General features: G+C 72.2%; 19 protein-coding genes. 9 read left to right on the plus strand and 10 right to left on the minus strand.

The annotated features are described in order from the left end of the window. Positions 1 to 120 precede the first annotated feature (120 nt). The 3 genes from KUM49_RS18560 to KUM49_RS18570 form a co-directional block, all read right to left on the minus strand. A complete protein-coding gene (locus KUM49_RS18560; protein WP_217237961.1) occupies positions 121 to 2,913 on the minus strand; it encodes a SpoIIE family protein phosphatase/ATP-binding protein in 2,793 nt (930 codons plus the stop codon). 110 nt (positions 2,914 to 3,023) lie between these two features. Next, positions 3,024 to 5,558 (minus strand): SpoIIE family protein phosphatase, encoded by a 2,535-nt coding sequence (locus KUM49_RS18565; RefSeq protein WP_217237962.1) that lies wholly within the window; start codon positions 5,556 to 5,558, stop codon positions 3,024 to 3,026. 120 nt (positions 5,559 to 5,678) lie between these two features. After that, on the minus strand, positions 5,679 to 6,245 hold the full coding sequence (locus KUM49_RS18570; protein ID WP_217237963.1) for a hypothetical protein: 567 nt from the start codon (positions 6,243 to 6,245) through the stop codon (positions 5,679 to 5,681). Between the two features lie 299 nt (positions 6,246 to 6,544). Between KUM49_RS18570 and KUM49_RS18575 the strand changes: the two genes are divergently transcribed. Then, the gene (locus tag KUM49_RS18575; RefSeq protein ID WP_217237964.1) at positions 6,545 to 7,075 is read left to right on the plus strand and encodes a hypothetical protein; all 531 of its coding nucleotides are present in this window, start codon (positions 6,545 to 6,547) and stop codon (positions 7,073 to 7,075) included. 12 nt (positions 7,076 to 7,087) lie between these two features. Here the strand turns inward: KUM49_RS18575 and KUM49_RS18580 are convergent, their stop codons facing one another. After that, complete coding sequence (locus tag KUM49_RS18580) at positions 7,088 to 7,651, minus strand: hemerythrin domain-containing protein (RefSeq protein WP_217237965.1); 564 nt, start codon at positions 7,649 to 7,651, stop codon at positions 7,088 to 7,090. A 174-nt stretch (positions 7,652 to 7,825) separates the two neighbouring features. Here KUM49_RS18580 and KUM49_RS18585 point away from each other — a divergent pair, with 174 nt between their 5' ends. Next, positions 7,826 to 9,010 (plus strand): amidohydrolase, encoded by a 1,185-nt coding sequence (locus KUM49_RS18585; RefSeq protein ID WP_217237966.1) that lies wholly within the window; start codon positions 7,826 to 7,828, stop codon positions 9,008 to 9,010. A 10-nt stretch (positions 9,011 to 9,020) separates the two neighbouring features. Here KUM49_RS18585 and KUM49_RS18590 read toward each other — a convergent pair whose 3' ends face one another. The 3 genes from KUM49_RS18590 to KUM49_RS18600 are packed head-to-tail and all read right to left on the minus strand — an operon-like array spanning position 9,021 to position 10,728. Then, positions 9,021 to 9,746, minus strand: coding sequence for a metallophosphoesterase (locus KUM49_RS18590; RefSeq protein WP_217237967.1), 726 nt, complete (start codon positions 9,744 to 9,746; stop codon positions 9,021 to 9,023). Beyond that, positions 9,743 to 10,039 carry a BON domain-containing protein gene (locus tag KUM49_RS18595; protein ID WP_217237968.1) on the minus strand — a complete coding sequence of 99 codons (297 nt, stop codon included), beginning with the start codon at positions 10,037 to 10,039 and terminating at the stop codon, positions 9,743 to 9,745. The genes KUM49_RS18590 and KUM49_RS18595 overlap by 4 nt, the downstream gene beginning before the upstream one ends. Then, on the minus strand, positions 10,036 to 10,728 hold the full coding sequence (locus KUM49_RS18600; RefSeq protein WP_217237969.1) for a nucleotidyltransferase family protein: 693 nt from the start codon (positions 10,726 to 10,728) through the stop codon (positions 10,036 to 10,038). Before KUM49_RS18600 ends, KUM49_RS18595 begins: the two co-directional genes overlap by 4 nt. Positions 10,729 to 10,848: 120 nt before the next feature. On the opposite strand from KUM49_RS18600, the gene KUM49_RS18605 reads away from it, so the two are divergent. Further along, complete coding sequence (locus KUM49_RS18605; protein WP_217237970.1) at positions 10,849 to 11,160, plus strand: hypothetical protein; 312 nt, start codon at positions 10,849 to 10,851, stop codon at positions 11,158 to 11,160. A gap of 13 nt (positions 11,161 to 11,173) precedes the next feature. On the opposite strand, the gene KUM49_RS18610 is transcribed toward KUM49_RS18605, so the two are convergent. Continuing rightward, on the minus strand, positions 11,174 to 11,665 hold the full coding sequence (locus KUM49_RS18610; RefSeq protein ID WP_217237971.1) for a DUF1360 domain-containing protein: 492 nt from the start codon (positions 11,663 to 11,665) through the stop codon (positions 11,174 to 11,176). Positions 11,666 to 11,872: 207 nt separating this feature from the next. Between KUM49_RS18610 and KUM49_RS18615 the strand changes: the two genes are divergently transcribed. Next, the gene (locus tag KUM49_RS18615) at positions 11,873 to 13,531 is read left to right on the plus strand and encodes a catalase (protein ID WP_217237972.1); all 1,659 of its coding nucleotides are present in this window, start codon (positions 11,873 to 11,875) and stop codon (positions 13,529 to 13,531) included. A 63-nt stretch (positions 13,532 to 13,594) separates the two neighbouring features. Here the strand turns inward: KUM49_RS18615 and KUM49_RS18620 are convergent, their stop codons facing one another. Both KUM49_RS18620 and KUM49_RS18625 read right to left on the minus strand, forming a co-directional pair. Beyond that, the gene (locus tag KUM49_RS18620) at positions 13,595 to 13,984 is read right to left on the minus strand and encodes a hypothetical protein (protein WP_217237973.1); all 390 of its coding nucleotides are present in this window, start codon (positions 13,982 to 13,984) and stop codon (positions 13,595 to 13,597) included. Between the two features lie 147 nt (positions 13,985 to 14,131). Next, a complete protein-coding gene (locus KUM49_RS18625) occupies positions 14,132 to 14,665 on the minus strand; it encodes a DoxX family protein (protein ID WP_217237974.1) in 534 nt (177 codons plus the stop codon). A 196-nt stretch (positions 14,666 to 14,861) separates the two neighbouring features. On the opposite strand from KUM49_RS18625, the gene KUM49_RS18630 reads away from it, so the two are divergent. The 5 genes from KUM49_RS18630 (at position 14,862) to KUM49_RS18650 (ending at position 18,802) form a co-directional block, all read left to right on the plus strand. Next, positions 14,862 to 15,275, plus strand: a complete 414-nt coding sequence (locus KUM49_RS18630; protein ID WP_217237975.1) for an SRPBCC family protein — start codon at positions 14,862 to 14,864, stop codon at positions 15,273 to 15,275. Positions 15,276 to 15,461: 186 nt separating this feature from the next. Next, on the plus strand, positions 15,462 to 17,420 hold the full coding sequence (locus KUM49_RS18635) for a DUF1996 domain-containing protein (RefSeq protein ID WP_254401472.1): 1,959 nt from the start codon (positions 15,462 to 15,464) through the stop codon (positions 17,418 to 17,420). 97 nt (positions 17,421 to 17,517) lie between these two features. Then, positions 17,518 to 17,793: a hypothetical protein gene (locus KUM49_RS18640; protein ID WP_217237976.1), complete on the plus strand. Its 276-nt coding sequence runs from the start codon at positions 17,518 to 17,520 to the stop codon at positions 17,791 to 17,793. 84 nt (positions 17,794 to 17,877) lie between these two features. Next, positions 17,878 to 18,564, plus strand: coding sequence for a bifunctional 2-polyprenyl-6-hydroxyphenol methylase/3-demethylubiquinol 3-O-methyltransferase UbiG (locus KUM49_RS18645; RefSeq protein WP_217237977.1), 687 nt, complete (start codon positions 17,878 to 17,880; stop codon positions 18,562 to 18,564). Positions 18,565 to 18,628: 64 nt separating this feature from the next. After that, positions 18,629 to 18,802, plus strand: a complete 174-nt coding sequence (locus tag KUM49_RS18650; protein WP_217237978.1) for a CsbD family protein — start codon at positions 18,629 to 18,631, stop codon at positions 18,800 to 18,802. The last annotated feature ends 90 nt before the right edge of the window (positions 18,803 to 18,892 follow it).

Below are 18,892 nucleotides of genomic sequence, written 5' to 3' on the forward strand. Positions count from 1 at the left end.
GGTTCCCTTCGAGCGGTGACAAGGCGTCTCGTCGGGAAGCCTAAACTAAGGCAAGCCTTAGTTGGTACGCGGGTCCGGTCTATGAGCTCATAAGGTCACTTTATGAGTAAGTCCCGTGGATCAAGGGAGGGGCTGCTCGGCCCAGATGACCTTGCCCTCGGGCGTGTAGCGGGTGCCCCAGCGCTCGGAGAGCTGCGCGACGAGGAACAGGCCGCGGCCGCCCTCGTCGGTCATGGCCGCGTACCGCAGATGCGGCGAGGTGCTGCTGCTGTCGAAGACCTCGCAGATCAGGGTCCGGTCGTGCAGCACGCGAACATGGATGGGGTCGCCGCCGTAGCGGATCGCGTTGGTGACGAGCTCGCTCAGGATCAGCTCGGTCGTGAACGTCAGCTCGTCCAGCCCCCACCGGGCCAGCTGACGGCTGACCGAGGCGCGTACCTCGCCGACCGCCGCCGGGTCGCCCGGCACCTGCCACTCGGCGATCCGGTCGGCGGCCAGCGACCGGGTGCCCGCCACGATCAGGGCGATGTCGTCGCCGGCCCGGTCCGTGAGCCGGGAGTCGAGGACACCCCGGCAGGTCTCCTCGGGTGACCGGCCGGCCCCCTCCAGCGCGGTGCGCAGCAGTTCCAGGCCCACGTCGATGTCCCGTTCCCGGTCCTCGACGAGCCCGTCGGTGTAGAGCACGAGGCGGCTGCCCTCGGCCAGTTCGAGGTCGGCCGTCTCGAAGGGCAGGCCCCCGAGCCCGAGCGGGGGACCGGCCGGCACCTCCGGGAACTCCACGCTGCCGTCGGGGTGGATCAGGGCGGGCGGTGGGTGGCCTGCCCTGGCGATCGTGCACAGCCGGGAGACCGGGTCGTAGATCGCGTACAGGCAGGTCGCCCCGGTGACGGGGGCGTTGGCGCCCTCCGCCGCCTCGTCCTGGTCGATGCGCCCGACCAGCTCGTCCAGGAGCGCGAGGAGTTCGTCCGGCGGAAGGTCCAGGGCGGAGAAGTTGTGCACCGCCGTCCGCAGGCGTCCCATGGTGGCCGCGGCGTGCAGCCCGTGCCCGACGACGTCACCCACCACGAGCGCCACGCGGGCACCGGACAGCGGCAGCACGTCGAACCAGTCACCGCCGACACCCTCCTGCGCGGGCAGATACCGGTAGGCGATCTCCAGGGCGTCCTGCTCGGGCAGGTTGCGGGGCAGCAGGCTGCGCTGCAGCGTCACCGCCATGTTGTGCTCGCGCGTGTAGCGGCGCGCGTTGTCGATGGAGACCGCGGCCCGGGCGACCAGTTCCTCGGCGAGGGCCACCTCGTCCACGTCGAACGGCTCGGGCTTCTCGGACCGCCAGAAGCTGACCACCCCCAGCACCAGACTGCCCGCGCGCAGCGGCACGGCGACCAGCGAGTGGATGCCGTACGCCACCACCTGGGCGGAACGCTCCAGGTCCTGCGCCTGCCAGCCCGCGGCCTCGCTCAGCCGCGGCTCGACGACGGCCTGCCCCGTGGCGAGGGCGCGCGCCTGGGGCGAGGTGTCGACGAGCCGGATCCGCTCGTCGACCGGATACAGCGGGGCGTCCTTGCGGATCCCGTTCACGGCTGTCCGGCTCAGCGCGGTCGTCACCTGCGGCTGGCCGCCGCTCAGTACCGCGTCGAACAGGTCCACCGTGACGAAGTCCGCGAACCGGGGGACGGCCAGCTCCGCCAGTTCCTCGGCGGTACGGGTCACGTCCAGGCTCGTCCCGATGGCCACTCCGGCGTCGTACAGCATGTTCAGGCGCTCACGGGCCGCCTCGGCCCGGCCGGACAGGGCGCGCAGCTCGGTGGAGTCGCGCAGGGTGGCGACGGTGCCGGGCGGGCCGCCCTTGGTGTCCGTGGTCCGCTGGTTGATCGCCAGCAGCCGGTCCTTGACCAGGTGCACCTCGTCCGTGGCGACCCGTCCGGAGGCCAGCAGACCAGCCGTGTCGGGGGCGAGCCCGAGGTTGAGCACGTGCCGGCCCTCGGCGTCGTCGGGCAGGTCGAGCAGTCGCTGCGCCTCGTCGTTGGCGAGGAGCAGCGTGCCCTCGTCGCCGACGATGAGCACGCCCTCCCGCACCGAGTGCAGCACCGCGTCATGGTGCTCGTACATCCGTGTCATCTCGTGCGGGCCCAGACCGTGCGTCTGCCGCAGCAGCCGCCTGCTCACCAGCGCCGTGCCCGCCGTGGCCAGGGCGAGCCCGGCCGCGGCGGCGACCAGCACCAGCGGAAGCTGCTGGTCGGCGGCACCGCCCACGCTCTCGGTCGTGATCCCGGCCGACACCAGACCGACCACCGTGCCGTCGTCGGCCTTCACGGGAACGACGGCCTGCACCAGCGGGCCGATCGTTCCGGTGATCTCCTCGGTCACGGTCTTCCCGGCCAGCGCCGGGGCGATCGTCCCGACGAACTTCTTGCCGATGCGGTCCGGCTTGGGATGGCTGTAGCGGACGCCGTCGGTGTTCATGACGACGATGAAGTCCACCTTGGTCGCCTTGCGGGCCGCCTCGGCGCGCGGCTGGAGCACCGCCGACGGGTCGGGGGAGCGCAGCGCCTCGCGGGTACCCGGCGCATTGGCGAACGCCTCGGCGACGGCGACCGAACGGTTGCGGGCCTCCTTGGTGCTGTCGTGTCGTACCTGGAGCACCAGGGCCACCACCGCGGCCACGACCAGCAGCAGCACGATCACCACTTGCAGGACGAACACCTGTCCGGCGACGCTGCGCCCGCCGAGAGCCGACGGCAGCCCCGGCCGGCCCCCGCCGTGTTCCCGCCGGGGAGGCGGACCGCCCGGCTGTCGCCGGGTTCGCCGCGGATGCCCGTCGGGCGCTCCGGGAGCGCGGTCGGGCGCGGGTGAAGGGTTCGGACCGCTGGGGCGACGGGTCGACGCCCCGGATCGACCCAAGGGCCGGACCATGTGCCCATGTCTACACTGCCGGGCCCACAGGAGGCGAGGGGGCCCCAGGTCATGACAGCCCCAACTCCCGACTCTTGGGGGGTGTGGCCGGCCCCGGGCACCTGTCGGTTTCACCGCGCGGGACGGCGTGCGGCGAGCAGGAGGGCGATGTCGTCGGGACGGTCGACGGCGTGGCGGGCCGTCGTGGTGAGGCGGTCGGCCACGCCCGCCAGCGCGCGGCCGCCCGGACGGACGGCGGGGGCGCCGAACCTGGCCAGGGCCACGCGCAGGGAGCTGATGCCGTCGTCGATGTCGCCGCCGGGCTTCTCGACCAGCCCGTCGGTGTACAGGGCGAGGATGGCTCCGGGGTCCATATGCAGCTCCGTCACCGGGTAGCGGGCGCGCGGGTCCACGCCGAGCACCACCCCGCCGGGCAGGTCCAGGACGTGGGTGCGGCCGTCCGGGCGGCGCAGCAGAGGGGGCGGGTGCCCGGCACGGGCCGCCCGGGCCATGCCGGTGGCGGGGTCCAGGCGGATGTAGCAGCAGCTCGCGAACAGCCCGGGGTCGAGGTCGATGAGGAGGTGGTTGGTGCCGCTCATGACCTCGTCGGGCGGCCGGTCGCCGAGCGCGAACGCCCGTACGGCGCTGCGCAGTTGCCCCATGGTCGCCGCCGCCTGCACCCCGTGCCCCTGCACGTCCCCGATGACCAGCGCGAGGCCGTCGCCGGACTCCACGACGTCGTACCAGTCCCCGCCCACCTCCATGCCCTGGGTGCCGGGCAGATAGCGCCCCGCCGTCTCCACCTGCGGGTGTGAGGACAGCCGCCGGGGCAGGAGGGCCTGCTGGAGTCCGCGGGCGAGGGCGGCCTCGGTCTCGTATCGCTGAGCCTTGTCCATGGCGTGGGCGATGAGCCCGGCGAGCGCGGTGAGGACCGTACGTTCCTCGGTGCTGAAGCTGCGGGACCGGTCGAAGCCCAGGATGCAGGAGCCGACCGGGCGGCCGGAGGCGATCAGCGGCAGGAAGGCGCGGGCGCCCTCCTCGGCGTCCAGCTGGATGCCGGGGTAGGCGGCGGCCAGCTGTTGCATGGAGTCGAAGAAGAGCGGACGGCCGGTGGTGAGCGTCTCGACGCCGGGCAGCCGCGCGTCGAGCGCCACCCCGTCGAACGGGGCGAGGAACCCGGAGGGGAAGCCGCTCTCCCAGGCCAGATACAGGTGCCGTTCCTGGAGAAGGTAGATGGCGAGCCGGCGGCCGCCGAACGCGGGCAGCAGCTCCCGCATCACCACGGCGGACACCTGGCGGGCGGTGACCGCCTCCGTCAGCGCGATCGCGAGGACGATGGGGCGGTACACGGGCGCCGGCGGGGCGAGACCGTCCTCGGTGGTGAGGGCGGCCGGGGCGGTGTCCGCCACCCGGCTCGCCGGCCGGATCGTGCAGGTCAGGCGGTCCGGGCCGGGATACACGGAGAAGGCGAGCCAGTCTCCCTCGGAGGGCCGCGGCGCGGACTCGGCGGTGTCCGCGGGGGGTCGCTCGACGTGGAAGTGCACCGGGTCCGGCGACAGCAGGGCCCCGCGCAGATGGTCCTCGACGTCCGGCAGGCCGATCCACGGCACGGCGTCGCACAGGGCCCGGCCCAGCAGCTCGGCCCGCGGCCGGTGCAGCAGCTGTGCGGCGCGCGGGTTGGCGTAGACGACCAGGCCCTCCCGGTCCATGCAGAACACACCGTCCGGCAGCAGGTCGGCCGCCGCGTCGGCGGTGGCGCCGAGACCCGGGTCGAGCACGATGCCCCGCACCGGACGCGCCTGCGGCGGTACGGCGGCCGGGGTGGTCGCGTCGTGCGGGGGCCGGCCGGTCGCCTTGTACGGGCTCCACAGGTCCATCAGCCGCAGTCCGCCGTCCGCGGCCCGCAGGTACAGCGGCAGGATCGGAGGTCTGCCGACGGCCGTGTCCCGCAACGCGAGCAGGATGCGGTTCGCCTCGGAGGGGGCCACGGCGTCCGCGAACGCCTGCGGGGTCCCGGCGAACTCCGTCGGCGGTACGCCCAGCAGCACATGCAGGTCCGTGTCCCCGGTCACGAGGCCCGTCTGCGGCGTCCACAGGAAACGCCCGATGCGTGCGAGCGGCGGACGCCGGGCCGGCGTCCGCGCGCACAGCGGCTCCTGGTCCCAGCGGAGCGGGGCCGCCTCGTCCTCGTCCAGGCTCCGCAGAGCCGCGCCCAGATCCAGGGCCAGCCGGACCAGGCGGTCGCACTCGGGCAGCAGCTCGGCGGCGTCCGGGACGGAGGGGCGCAGCACGGTGAGGACGCCGTACGCGTGGGATCCGGCCATGACCGGCGCGTAGAGGGAGCCGAACTGGAACGGCAGGCCGGCCGAGAACTGGGGGTATCGGCGCATCGTCTCGGTGGCGTTCGGCAGGACCACGTGGACGCCCAGCCGATGGGCGTCCGCGACGGGGAACGGACTGTCCATGTGCAGCCGCCACCAGGGACGGAACAGCGGGCCGGGCAGCCCCGTGAGCACTGCCAGGCGCAGCAGTCCGGGCGTGGAGGAGCGCAGATAGACGCCTCCCGCATGGCCGCCGGCCGCGCTGATCGCCTCCGTCGAGGCGTCGATCAGCAGCGCCGCCAGCCGTCCGGGCTTCGGCTGTGCGTCCTGGGAGCTCCCAGTCATCGGCCCTACCTCGTCCGTGCGCCAGTCACGCGGGCGACACTGCAAGAATGCGCCATGACGGGCCCGGACCGCACCTGGGCAGGCGAAAGTGACCTCGTACTCTCCGAGGGGGCGGGCGGGTCAGCGGCTGCCGGTCCAGTTGTGGGCGACGTCCACCACGACCCGGTCGGCGAGGTGCTGTACCCGGAACGGCAGCCGGGTGCGGACCCCCAGCCCGATCTGTGTCTCGCCCTCGAAGCTGCCCGCGAACCGGGTGTCCCGGAAGGTGCGGTAGCCCGTGAGGTTCACGCCGGGCAGCGGACGGGCCACCCGTCCGGGATACGTGGGGGCCCCGGTCGCGGGATCGTAGGCGGGTGCTGCCACCCGTACCTCGAGGACGGCCCCGCCCGCGACGGCGACGGGACGGCCCGACCCGTCCTGACGGAGGCTGTCGACATAGCGCACCCAGTAGCCGAGGCCGCCGGCGCCGCCGGGGACGTCGATGACCATCCGGTCGTAACAGGGGTGGCTTCCGGTCCTGATGTTCTTCACCGGCGCCGTCGTGCCGGCGGCGCGTGACTTGGCGAGGCTGCCCCAGCCGGTGGGGCATGTCGTGGCCGCCGGGGCGGCGTCCGCCGGCATCGTGCTCGCCGTCAGTGCCGCGCCCATGAGTACCGCTGCGGCCCAGGCTGTTCTGCTTCGTCTCATGATGTCCCTCGAGACGTTGATGTGAGTGGTAACAGGTGAGACATCCGACTTGGCTGAAAGGTTGCACTATTTCGCACTGATCCATGCCGGGTTCCGAAACAACGGCGCGGCCCCGGCGCTCGGATCCTGCACCGCGTCCTGACCGCGCCCGCCCCGTTCCCGACAGAGCCCGGGCCTCCCCGGCCGATGTGGCCGAAGCCACGTCACCGGGGAGGCCCGGGCCATGTCGTACGGCGGGACCGGCGGGCTACCGTTTCGCGCAGTCCCCCCTCTCATCACCAGCATCGGGCGGCCCGGCAGTGCAAGCAGATCTCTCCCCGGTCATAGCGGCGACCTCCCAGTGGCTGACCTGCGCCTATCCCTCGGGCGGCGGCGCGCTGGCCTCCGCCCTGTGCGAGGTGCAGGCGCGCCAGGCCGTGACCGTGGCGGCCTGGCTGAGATATCCGACGCTGATGGACGCCGCACTGGTCGGCATGGCCGGACCCGGTGGTTCGGCCCGGCTCGACTGGGTCACGGGCGCGGACGGGGCCGGTGCCCGGGACGCCGACGAGGCCGCCTGGCGCAGCTGGGTCGACGAGGTCGTCGCGAGCTGGGCGGCCTGCCTGCTCACCGACCCGGAACTGGCCGTCAGGGCCGTGGCCGCACTCGCGGGGGGCGGCCACACGAACGGGGTGCCGGCGGCCGAGTTCCGCCGCCTGCTCGCACCCGACGAGGAGGACCGCCGTGCGGCGGTCCTCCTGCGTCACCCCGACCTGCTGGCCCCCGTGGCCGAACTCCATCACTCCCAGCTCGTGGAACGCCTCGAGCCGGGACAGGCACTCATCGCCTGAGGCCGCCAGCGGTCAGTCGTGCTTGCCGCGGCCGGTCAGCGCGTCCCGCATCCGGTCGACCAGTCCGGCACCCGGTGCCAGCAGCTTGTTGGCCGGAGGCGTGTCCGGGGCGGACGGGTGCGGCCGGGTCGGCGCCATCTTCTTGGCCGTACGGACCTTGTCGCCCAGGGTGTCGAGTGCCTCCGGCGGGCACGCCACCCGCAGCTGCGGGAAGAGGTTCTCCTCCTCGTCGGCGATGTGGGAGCGGATCTCGCTCATCAGCATGCCGACGAGCCGGTCGAACTCGGGATCCTCCGCCGCGCAGCCCTCCAGATCCTTCATGATCTGCTCGGCCTTCGCGTGGTCCTCGATCTCCCGGTCCGCCATGGCGTTCCCGTTCACCAGATGCTCGCGCACGGCCGGGTACAGGTACTCCTCCTCGGCCACCGAGTGCCGGACCAGCTCCATCGTGGCCTGCTCGGCGTACACCTTGCGGTCCTTGTCACCGGACGGCAGGGCCTCGATGCGGCCGAAGAAGTCCTCGACCTCCCGGTGATCGGCCATCAGCTCGTCGATGACGTTTCCTCCGTGTCCCATGCTCTCCACCTCCAGCCAGGGGGTGGCGGCCCGGGGCGGACCCGCCACGGCCCCCGAGTGCCCCGCGCGGCCCGCCCTACGCCCGGCCAAAGCCCGGCCGGAGGGGTGTGGGCGGGGCACATCGAAGGAACCCGCACCGGGACACACGCCTGTGACGCCCCCCGGGAGGCCGACGTGACCGACGCTCTGGACGAGGTGCTCGCGCGAGTACGCGGGGAAGTGGCCGCGAGGGCCGAGCGGCTGTGGGACATCGCGCTCACCCTGCACACCGAGCCCGAGTACGCCTTCGAGGAGCACCGGGCGGCGGCACTGCTCTGCGGCGAACTCGCGTGGGAGGGCTTCACCGTCGAGAGGGGCGTCGCCGGACTGCCCACCGCCTTCTCCGCACGGTGGGGCGCGCGGCCCCGGCCCGCGGTGGCCCTCCTCCTGGAGTACGACGCCCTGCCCGGCCTCGGGCACGCGTGCGGCCACAACCTGATCGCCGCGGCCGGCCTGGGTGCCGCGCTGGCGGCGCGGGCCGTCCTGCCCACCGACGCGGGAACCGTCCAGGCCGTGGGCACGCCCGCCGAGGAGGGCGGCGGCGGCAAGGTCACCGAGGTCGAGGCAGGGCTGTTCGACGACGTCGACGCCGCACTGATGTTCCATCCCGGCGTGTACAACTGGCGGTGGGCGCCGCTGACCGCGCAGGCCCAGTACCGGGTCGCCTTCCACGGCCGCGCCGCACACCCGACCGGCAACCCCACCGAGGGCATCGACGCGCTCGCCGCGCTGATCCAGCTGTTCAACACCCTCGCCGTGGTCGGGCGGCGGCTGCCCGAGGGCTCCCACGTCCAGGGCATCGTCACCCACGGCGGCCGGGCGACGAACATAGTCCCCGAGTACGCGGAGGGCCTGTTCGGGCTGCGCGCCGCGACGACCGCCGCCCTGGAGGACCTCGCGGGAGAGCTTCTGACCTGCGCGCAGGGCGTGGCGCGGGCGACGGGAACGACGGTCACCGTCGAACGCGCCACACCGCGCTACGAGCACTTCCGCGACAGCGGGGTGCTCTCCGCACGGTTCGCCCGGCACCTGGCCGGCGCGGGCATCGGCATCACGGCCCCCGAGCCGGGCGTGTACCTGGGCTCCTCGGACATCGGCAACGTCAGCGGGCGCGTCCCCGCCATCCATCCCTTCGTGGCGATCATGGATCCGGACGGCTCCGACCACACCCCCGAGTTCGCCGCCGCCGCGGCGTCCGACCGCGGCCGGGCGGCGATGCTGGCGTCGGCGGAGGCACTGGCGTGCACGGCGGTCGAGGTGCTGCTCAGCCCGGAGGTGCGAGACCAGGCGTGGCAGGACCACGCGGCCGCCGCGCTGTGAATGCGGGAGCTCAGCCGGTGTGCAGCTGGTACACGTTGAACGCCCGCCGGATCACCGGCTGGGCCACGTTCCGCACCCGCACGCCACCGGCCGTCATCCCGTGCTCGGTGCCCGCGTGGGCGTGGCCGTGGACGGAGAGGTCGGCACCGGCCGTGTCGATCGCCTCCGCCAGCAGGTAGCTGCCGAGGAACGGGTAGATCTCGGGCGGCTCGCCGGCGAGGGTGTCGGCGACGGGGGAGAAGTGGGTCAGCGCCACCCGCAGCTCGCAGCCCTCTTCCTCCAGCTCCTTGAGCGCGGTGTGCAACGAGTCCGCGCAGCGCCGCGTGTACCGCACGAACTCCTTCATCAGCGGCTCGCCGAACTCGCCGGCGCTGCGTCCGACGAAACCACCGCCGAATCCCTTCGTACCGGCGACACCGACGCGCGAGCCGCCGCACTCGACGACCGTGCCCTCGCCCTCCAGGACCGTGACGTCCGCCTCCCGGAGGATGGCGGTGACCTTCCCGGGCTGCTCGTCGTGATGGTCGTGGTTGCCGAGCACCGCGACCACCGGCACCGGCAGCCCCCGTACCTCCTGGGCCACCACCCGGGCCTCCTCGGGCGTACCGTGCCGGGTCAGGTCGCCCGCCAGCAGCAGCAGGTCGGCACACTCGTCCAGGGTGTCGAAGGCGGGGCGCAGCAGGCCCTGGCTCTCGGGGCCCATGTGGATGTCCCCCACGGCGGCGACGCGGATCATGGCAGGTCCTCCGCATGGTCGGGGGAGGCGGTCTCCGCCACCACGACGTCCGTGTGCACGGCGAGCCCGGCCAGCTCCTCGTGGACGGTCCGCAGCACCGTCTCACGGCACTGCGCGGAGGGCACCGTACCGGTCACCACGACCGATCCGGCCCGCACCTCGATCCGTACGCCCAGCTCACCGAGCTCCTCCGCGGCCAGCCGGTCGCGCAGGTGGGCGACGCGGTACTCGACGTTCTCCGCGGCAGGGGCGTGGCCGGCCCCGTGGGCCTGCCCCGCGCCGGTCTCGCTCATCGCCGTTCCTCCTTCGGCCTCGGACCGATGACCTCCAGTCGCTCCAGGAAGTAGAAGAACGCGTCGGGCATCGGATCGTCCCCACAGGCGTGGCGCACCGCCTCCCAGTCCACCCTCTCCCGCAGCGTGCGCGCGATCGGGAGCACCGCACCGAAGTCGCAGTGGTGCTCGGAGAAGGCGGCCACCAGGCTGTGCACCAGGTCGGTCGGCGACAGCACCGGCATGAACACCGAGTCGACCGACAACTCCTGCGCCCGCTCCAGCAGTTCCGTGGTGACCGGCTGGTGCGCCAGCTCGAAGATCAGGTCGACCTGCTGTCCCAGGCAACTGGACTTCAGCAGCCAGTCCTCCGGCGGCACGTACACCGGCAGCCCGGCTTCGCGCAGGGTATCGGCGACGGCGTCCGCGTCCTCGGGACGGAAGCAGAAGTCGACGTCGTGCTGCAGGTTCTGGGCGCTTCCGTGCGCGTACACCGCGACGCTGCCCGCGAGGGCGAACGCGTGCCCCTTCCGCTTCAGGATCGAGCCCACCTGCTTGGCGGCCTGCAGGATCGCCTGATTGCGGTCCAGGGGCAGGTCCTGGCCGAGCGCCCCGTTCTGCGGTACGAGCTCCGGATCTCCCGATGCCAGACGCAGCTCCGCGACGCCTGCTCGCTGATCCACAGCGTCGTCCTCCGCATGCCGCGTCATCGCTGCCCCCTTTCCTGGTCGACGGCTCAGGCCCGGGTACCCGGCGCGTCGCCGTCGACACGAACGTCATACGCCGACGTGCGCGCGTCACACTTCCGCGTTTGCGGGAACCCGGCCCTCATGAAGAGCAAGGACACACCCCAGCAGACCTCGCCCGAGGAGCGCCGGATCGTCGAGCGACTGGTGCCGGCCTGGCTGGAGGAGACCGAGCGGCACGACGACGCCGCGGCCCGCGAGGCCCGCCGGGGCTGGGAGCGGGGCTCGCTGTCGGACCGGTCCGCGCAGGACCTGGCCCACTGGGTCACCGCCCGGGTCACCGACACGGGCTTCAACGAGGACGAGGGCCCGCACGTGGAGGGCCCCGTCCGGATCACCCCCGCGGACAAGGAAGCCGTCCACCGCTGGCTCACGGCGCAGGGCCACGGCATCTGACGAGGTGCCCCGCTCAGCCCTCGGTCTTCTCCTCGGTCCAGGTCCACGCGTGCTGCAGCCAGTCCGCCACCGTCACGGCACTCAGCCCCGCACAGACCAGACGGGCGGCCCGCGGAGCGGCGGAGTAGCAGGCGACCAGGCCTCCGGCCACCCATGCGGCGGTGCAGAACGGGCAGGTCACCAGCTCTCCGACGGCTCGGCGGACACCTTTGCCGCGGGGTGCGTCGTTCACCTCACCGCCCGCCCCCTCCTCTTCGCGGCGGGTGAAGGGCGCCCGCACGAAGCTGGTGATCCGGTCCTTGGACAGCAGCCTGGACGCCTTGAACGTCGCGGTGCCGAGCAGCGCGACGTCCCAGGGCGGAACACGGTCCGGCAGCTGTACGCCACGACGCCGTGCCGCCACGGAGAACAGCACCGCACCCGCGGTGAACGCCGTGGTCAGCGTGGCATAGCCCGCCAGGGGCGCCTCGTCCTGATCGTCGTAGCGTCGGTCGTCAGTGGTCATGGCGCCCGAGTGCCCGGTCCGCTCACCGGCACACGTGGCGCACCCGCGCGCACGGGCAACCGCACCGCAGAAGAAACACCGGCCGGTGTGACGGACCAGAAGGGCCGGGTACCCGGCCGCCCGCACGGCTGTGGCCCGGTCAGCGGCGGCTGCCCCGCGGCCCGGTCCACGCGTCACAGCAGCCACGAGTCGAAGGAGCCCACGAACATGACGGACGTGTCGAGCATGGGGCCCGGTCCGGACGACGACCGGAAGGTGCTCACCAACCGACAGGGCCACCCCGTCTACGACAACCAGAACCAGCGCACGGTCGGCGCGCGCGGCCCGGCCACCCTGGAGAACTACCAGTTCCTGGAGAAGATCAGCCACTTCGACCGGGAGCGGATCCCGGAGCGGGTCGTCCACGCCCGGGGCGTGACGGCGTACGGCTACTTCGAGGCCTACGGCGCCTGGGGCGACGAGCCGATCAGCCGCTTCACCCGGGCCAAACTCTTCCAGGAACGCGGCAAGCGGACCGACCTGGCCGTCCGTTTCTCCACCGTCATCGGAGGCCGCGACTCCTCCGAGGCCGCTCGCGATCCACGCGGCTTCGCGGTGAAGTTCTACACGGAGGACGGCAACTGGGACCTGGTCGGCAACAACCTCGGCGTCTTCTTCATCCGGGACGCGATCAAGTTCCCGGACGTCATCCACGCCCTCAAACCCGACCCCGTGACCTTCGAACAGCAGCCCCGGCGCATCTTCGACTTCATGTCGCAGACGCCCGAGGCCATGCACATGCTGGTCAACCTGTTCAGCCCGCGTGGCATCCCGGCGGACTACCGCCACATGCAGGGCTTCGGCGTCAACACCTACAAGTGGGTCAACGAGGAGGGGCGGACCGTCCTGGTCAAGTACCACTGGATGCCCAAGCAGGGTGTGCGCAGCATGACCGAGGAGGACGCCGCGAACGTCCAGGCGCAGGGACTCGGCCACGCCACCAAGGACCTGTACGAGGCCGTGGGGCGCGGCGACTTCCCGGAGTGGGAGCTCCTCGTCCAGATGATGGACGACCACGACCATCCGGAGCTGGACTTCGACCCGCTGGACGACACCAAGACCTGGCCCGAGCAGGAGTTCCCGCCCAAGCCGGTCGGCAGGATGGTGCTCGACCGGATGCCGGTGAACTTCTTCGCCGAGAACGAGCAGATCTCCTTCGGCACCGGCGTCCTCGTCGACGGTCTGGACTTCTCCGACGACAAGATGCTCGTCGGCCGCACCTTCTCCTACAGCGACACCCAGCGCCACCGCGTCGGCCCCAACTACCTGCAGCTGCCGGTGAACCACGCGAAGAACGCCGACGTGCGCACCAACCAGCGCGACGGCGCGATGACGTATCACGTCGACGGCGCCGGCGAGAACGCCGACGTCAACTACGAGCCCTCGATCCGGGGCGGTCTGCGCGAGGCCGAGTACCCCAGGCACGACGAGCAGGGACCGGAGATCAACGGGCGGCTCACCCGCAAGCGCATCCCCCGCACCAACGACTATCTGCAGGCCGGCCAGCGCTACCTGCTGCTGGAGGACTGGGAACGCGACGATCTGGTCAAGAACTTCACCGACCTCCTCGCCCAGTGCGACCGGCCGGTGCAGGAACGCATGGTCTGGCACTTCCTGCTGGTGGAGAACGACCTCGGTCTGCGGGTCGGTGACGCCCTGGGCATCAGCCCCGACGACGTCTCGCACCTGGAGCCGCTGGCCTCCCAGGACCTGACCGACGAGGACCGGGAGCGCCTGGCCAACCTCGGCAAGAACCCGCCGCGAGATGTGGAGGGCCTGACCATGACCCACTGTGTCCCGGACGAGCGGCACGTCGTGACCCGGTGACCCGGTGACCGGACTGGTGCCGGGCGCGGCCCGACGACCCGCCCGGCACATGGTCCGCGGGGCTCACCCCGCCCGTTCTCCGGCTTCTTCGCCGGCCGCTGCTGCCGCCGAGCTCCCCGCGGCGCGGGAATAGGCGTCGGTGTCCAGGTCCCGGTGCCCGCCCCGGAGTTCGTACCGTGTGCGCAGCACGGCGGCGGCCTGTTCGCGGGTGGCAGAGGTGAGAGCGAAGTGCTGGCGGGCGTACTCCAGCACGTCGTCGACGTTCACCCGGCCTCGCAGCAGCCGTTCGCCCGCCCCGTCGGCACCGACGGCCTCCAGCCGGGCCGCCAGGGTCTTGCGCTGCGCGGCGATCGCGATGTCCGCCGCCACCCCGAGCTGTGCGCGCAGGTGGCGTGCGCGTCGCGCGGCCACCTCCCGCGAGGTACGGCCGCGCCAGTGCACCAAGCGCCTCATTCCCAACCCCCTGATGGATCGGCGCCGCCCGAGAGGTCCCGGACGGCGCATGCCAAGTCGTGACCCGTCCGACTACCCGGAGTACCGGCATCCAGACGCGACGATTCCCGTCGGAGTGAGGGTCGGCGGGGCGAGGGCCGCGGCCGGTCAGGCGGGCATCTTGGCCCGCAGGCGGCCGGCCGCCGCGGCGGGACCGGCGGTGGCACGGACCGAACGGCGCACCAGATGCGCCTCCCGGCGCAGGTCATGAGCGCTGTGGCGGCCGCGCCACCACAGCGACGGATGCCCGGCGGTGTCGTCCGCCGCGATGAGCAGCCCACCGAGCATCGAGAGGTTCTTCAGGAAGTGGATGCGCTGCTGGGCGCGGTCCGAGGGATCCTCGGCCTCCCAGAAGCGGTGCCCGGCCAGCGTCGTGGGCACGAGCGTGCCGGCGATGGCCAGGGCCGCGACCCGCGGGACACGGCCCATGCCGAGCAGAACCCCCGCAGCCACCTGGACGGCACCGCTGAGGCGTACGACCTGTTCGGTGCGGTCGGGCAGCGCCTCGACGCGCTCGGTGAGCGGCTGGACGACCGGCTCGGCCACCGGGGCCACCGACTTGGGATCACGCACTGAGTTCAGGCCGCCGGCGATGAACATGGAAGCGAGCATCGGGCGGCCGACCATACGCAGAAGACTCATGTCCCTCTCCAGGGGTGTGGGTGCCGGCGGTGTGGATGCCGGCGGTGGATGCACGCTGCGCTCCCCGGGTTCCCGACCGGTGCGGGCTCATTCGACGCCGGCCGTCCCACTGCGGAGCGTCCGGTTCAGCTCCGGCAGGCCGGGAACGCGGTCCGTCGTACGACCAGGATCCGAGGCAGGAAGAAACGGTGTCCCGATGACCGAGTACGAGCGTTCCCGCACGATGCCGGCCCAGCCGGAGCACGTCTTCGACCAGGCCGCCCAGGTCGAGCAGCTCGACGCCTGGCTGCCCGAGGCCCTGCACGTGCACGCCGACGAACCGCCCGCCGTCACCGTGCACGAGGACCACGCCGACCACGACACCCGGGCGCTGCTCCAGTCCCGTCGCGACCAGCTGCGGCTGGAGTGGGGAACGCGCGACCAGGGCAGCTACGCCGGCTGGCTCCAGGTCGCCGGGCTCGACAGCGGGGCCAGCGAGGTGACCGTGCACCTGTCGTTCTTCGACGACAGCCACGACCCCGGCCGGCAGACCGTCCACGACGCCCTGGACAGCAGCCTGCGCCGCCTGGAGGAACAGGTCCGGCTGCGCGTCGACAACGCGGCGGGCTGATGACCGTCGCGTAAGAGATTTCTGTGAATTTCCGGGGCGCTTGAACACCGGAGGCTTCGCCTGCGTATAGGGCCGGGGGATTTCCATGCCCGTACGGACGAAACGCGCAGGAGTACTTCCGTGGGACACAACAGGCGCAGACGCCCAACAGGCGCACGACGTGCGACCGTTGCCGCCGTGGCACTGATGCTGGGCGGTGGTGGGCTGATGGCGGCCAACGTGTACGCCTCGGCGACCGACGGCGGCGGCTCGGACGGCCAGGGGTACGGCGGGGCCCGGGTCCTGGGAGCAGCGACGGTCTCCTGCCCGGACGTCGGCGCCCGGTTGACCACCGTGCCCGACGAGGCGCGGGCCGACGTCGACAAGGAACTCGCCTTCCTGGACCAGCAGGTGGCCGAGGCCTACCGGCAACTCCAGGACCCGGCACGGAACGCGCAGCCGGACAGCGGGATCATGGACCCCCTCAAGGAGGACCGGGCGGCGACGATCGAGCGGATAGCCGCCGCCATCGACCGTACGGGGGACCGTCCGCAGGGACTCGACGCCATGGCCGACTGCACGCTGCGTGAGAGCGACAAGCAGACCGACGAGCAGAGCGGCGACCAGAGCGGCGGCGAGGAGCAGCAACAGGGCGAGGACCAGCAGGGCGACGGCCAGGAGCAGGGCGACGGCGCCCAGCAGCCGGGCAACGGCGGCCAGGCCGGCAACGGTCCCGTCGCCGCCGACTTCGCCGACATCACCAGCGTCCAGCCCGCCGCGGCCGCCCCGGGCGCCGAGGCGGACGCCTCGCGCGGCACCTTCGTCACCAGCTGCGGCGTGAACGAGAACGGCCTGTTCAACTCGGACAACGTCATCGTCGCCCCGGGTGTCTCCAACGGAGCCCACCACTTCCACGACTACGTCGGCAACCAGGCCAACAACGCCTTCGCCGGCGACGACGACCTCGCGAACGGCGACACGAGCTGCGAGGACCAGGGCGACAAGTCGTCGTACTTCTGGCCCGTCCTGCGCCTGCAGAACGGCACGCAGGAGCAGGACGCGGCCGCCCCGGGCGGCGGCATCGAGGGCAACGCCGGTGAGATCGTCACCCCCCGGCAGGTCACCCTCACGTTCGTGGGCAGCCCGCGCGGCGAGGTCACGGCCATGCCGAGGCTCCTGCGCATCATCACCGGCGACGCCAAGGCGTTCGTCAACGGAACGGCCAACGCCAACGCGTCCTGGAGCTGCACCGGGTTCGAGGACCGGCAGCTGAAGGACAGGTACCCGCTGTGCCCGCAGGGCAGCGACGTGGTCCGCACCTTCAAGTTCCAGAGCTGCTGGGACGGACGCAACATCGACAGCGCCAACCACCGCACCCACGTGGCGTTCGCGCAGGCCGACGGCGCCTGTCCCGCCGGGTTCCAGGCCATCCCGCAGCTCGTCCAGCGCATCGTGTACGACGTGGACGCGCCGAGCCTTCAGGACGGCGGCCGTACGACCCCGCTCTTCGCCGTGGACTCGTTCCCCGAGCAGCTGCACAAGCCCGTCACCGACCACGGCGACTTCATCAACGTCTTCGACGAAGACCTCATGCGGAACATGGTCGACTGCATCAACGACGGGCGCCAGTGCGGTCCCGGCTCGGACCAGGACCCCGGCAACGGAGAAGACCCCGGCAACGGCGAGGACCCGCAGGACCAGCCGAGCGACCAGCCATCCGAAGAGCCGCAGGACCAGCCGACCAAGCAGCCGACCAAGCAGCCGTCCGAGGAGCCGCAGGAGCAGCCGACGGCGCCCCCCGCCCCCTCCGCCGGTGAGAACGAGGAGCAGGGCGGGAACGGCCAGGCGAAGCCCGACGCCTCACCCACCGCGTCGGCCGACGACGAACCCAAGGTCTACGCCACGCCCACCCCCGCCCGGAGCGCCACCGCCCTCCCCGAGGCCTGGTCGAACGACCTGGTCGAGGGTGGGACGGACGGCACCGCCTCCACCACCCCGACGATCGGCGCGGCCGCGCAGTCCCCTGCCGGCGCACAGACCGAACCCCAGACGGCCGGTGGCTCGCTGGCCGAGACCGGCAGCCAGCTGTGGCCGGCCGCGGCAGGTGCGGTGCTCCTCGTCTGCGGCTTCGTGCTGCTGCGTCGTACCAGGCGCGGTTCCGTGTAGACGGACGGACGGACGGACGGACGGACGGCCGGGCGGGCCCAGCGGGCCCGCCCGGCTCGACGCGCGGAAAGGCGGCATCCTGCCTACGATCACTTGAGTGGGACACACATTCGAAGAGCTCGTGGAGAAGCAGCGCGCGGCGGAGCAGGCGCACGAGCGGGTCGAAGACCTGAGCCGCGCCTACGGGCCGCCCGCCGAGCACAAGTGGTCCAGGAAGCAGACCGTCACCTACGAGACCGCGTTCCGGGCCTGGCGTGATCTGGACCGCGACATCCGCTCCGCGGTGGCGGAGTTCGCGAAGGAGCAGGGCCGGGCGCGCCGACAGGTGGAGGCGGACGTGCGGACGGCCGTGGCCCGTACCGAGTCGGAGTAGCGAACCGGCACGGCGGAACCAGGTTTTTGCCGTACCGGCAACACTCTTTGCCTGTTGGCCGGGCGCGTCGCAGGCTTGGGCACCATGACGCACACGCACACGCACCCGAACCCTCACATCCCTCCGACCCAGCCCGCCGAGTTCTGGGAAGCCCGCTACCGGGACAGCGAACGAGTCTGGAGCGGCCGCCCCAATCCGCTCCTCGTACGGGAGGCGAGCCACCTCCCACCGGGCACCGCCCTGGACCTCGGCTGCGGCGAGGGGGCCGACGCGGTGTGGCTCGCGGCGCGCGGCTGGCAGGTCACCGGCATCGACATCTCCCACACGGCCCTCGAACGCGCCGCCTCGCACGCCGCCGAGGCGGGGGTGGCCGACCGGACGACGTGGGAACGGCACGAGCTGGGCACGACGTTTCCCGAGGGCACCTTCGACCTGGTCAACGCCCAGTTCCTGCAGTCCCCGGTACGCCTCGACCAGGAGGGAATCCTGCGGCAGGCCGCCACGGCGGTCGCTGAGGGAGGCACGCTCCTGATCGTCATGCACGGCGGATGGCCGTCGTGGCGGAGCGAGGCACCCTTCGAGATGGAATTCCCCACGCTGGAGGGCACTCTTTCCGCGCTCGGGCTGCCGGAGGAGAGCTGGAGCGTGGAAACCATGTCCGCCATGCGCAGGGAATGCGTCTCCCCCGAGGGAGTCGACGGTTTCCGTGAGGACAACGTGTGGCGGATCCGACGCGTGCAGAAGCCGGAATTCGGGTCCGCGTTTGGATGAAGCGGTGAGGGCTACCCGGCAGGAGAACCTACCCGCAGTCAAGCGCGGCTTGGAGTGATGGAACGTGGCCGGAGACCAGAAGGCCAGGGCGAAGAAGGAACAGGCCAAGGGAAAGGCCAAGGAGGCGATCGGCCGCACCGCGGGCAATGAGCGGATGGAGGCCGAGGGCCGGGGCGGGCAGTCGAAGGGCGACGCCCGACAGGCCAAGGAGAAGATGAAGGACGTCTTCAAGCACTGACGCAACTGCACACGACGAAAACACTCAGCGGGGCCCCCGTTCCATACCCGGGGGTCCCGCTGACTGCTGTTACCTGATGACAAAGGAAAC

This window comes from Streptomyces sp. AC555_RSS877, from assembly GCF_019049245.1.
Classification (GTDB): domain Bacteria; phylum Actinomycetota; class Actinomycetes; order Streptomycetales; family Streptomycetaceae; genus Streptomyces.

Coding starts and splice junctions, on each gene's coding strand:
- KUM49_RS18560 (WP_217237961.1), bottom strand. CDS start 2,913: ATGGTCCGGCCCTTGGGTCGATCCGGGGCGTCGACCCGTCGCCCCAGC.
- KUM49_RS18565 (WP_217237962.1), bottom strand. CDS start 5,558: ATGACTGGGAGCTCCCAGGACGCACAGCCGAAGCCCGGACGGCTGGCG.
- KUM49_RS18570 (WP_217237963.1), bottom strand. CDS start 6,245: ATGAGACGAAGCAGAACAGCCTGGGCCGCAGCGGTACTCATGGGCGCG.
- KUM49_RS18580 (WP_217237965.1), bottom strand. CDS start 7,651: ATGGGACACGGAGGAAACGTCATCGACGAGCTGATGGCCGATCACCGG.
- KUM49_RS18590 (WP_217237967.1), bottom strand. CDS start 9,746: ATGATCCGCGTCGCCGCCGTGGGGGACATCCACATGGGCCCCGAGAGC.
- KUM49_RS18595 (WP_217237968.1), bottom strand. CDS start 10,039: ATGAGCGAGACCGGCGCGGGGCAGGCCCACGGGGCCGGCCACGCCCCT.
- KUM49_RS18600 (WP_217237969.1), bottom strand. CDS start 10,728: ATGACGCGGCATGCGGAGGACGACGCTGTGGATCAGCGAGCAGGCGTC.
- KUM49_RS18605 (WP_217237970.1), top strand. CDS start 10,849: ATGAAGAGCAAGGACACACCCCAGCAGACCTCGCCCGAGGAGCGCCGG.
- KUM49_RS18610 (WP_217237971.1), bottom strand. CDS start 11,665: ATGACCACTGACGACCGACGCTACGACGATCAGGACGAGGCGCCCCTG.
- KUM49_RS18615 (WP_217237972.1), top strand. CDS start 11,873: ATGACGGACGTGTCGAGCATGGGGCCCGGTCCGGACGACGACCGGAAG.
- KUM49_RS18620 (WP_217237973.1), bottom strand. CDS start 13,984: ATGAGGCGCTTGGTGCACTGGCGCGGCCGTACCTCGCGGGAGGTGGCC.
- KUM49_RS18625 (WP_217237974.1), bottom strand. CDS start 14,665: ATGAGTCTTCTGCGTATGGTCGGCCGCCCGATGCTCGCTTCCATGTTC.
- KUM49_RS18630 (WP_217237975.1), top strand. CDS start 14,862: ATGACCGAGTACGAGCGTTCCCGCACGATGCCGGCCCAGCCGGAGCAC.
- KUM49_RS18635 (WP_254401472.1), top strand. CDS start 15,462: ATGCTGGGCGGTGGTGGGCTGATGGCGGCCAACGTGTACGCCTCGGCG.
- KUM49_RS18645 (WP_217237977.1), top strand. CDS start 17,878: ATGACGCACACGCACACGCACCCGAACCCTCACATCCCTCCGACCCAG.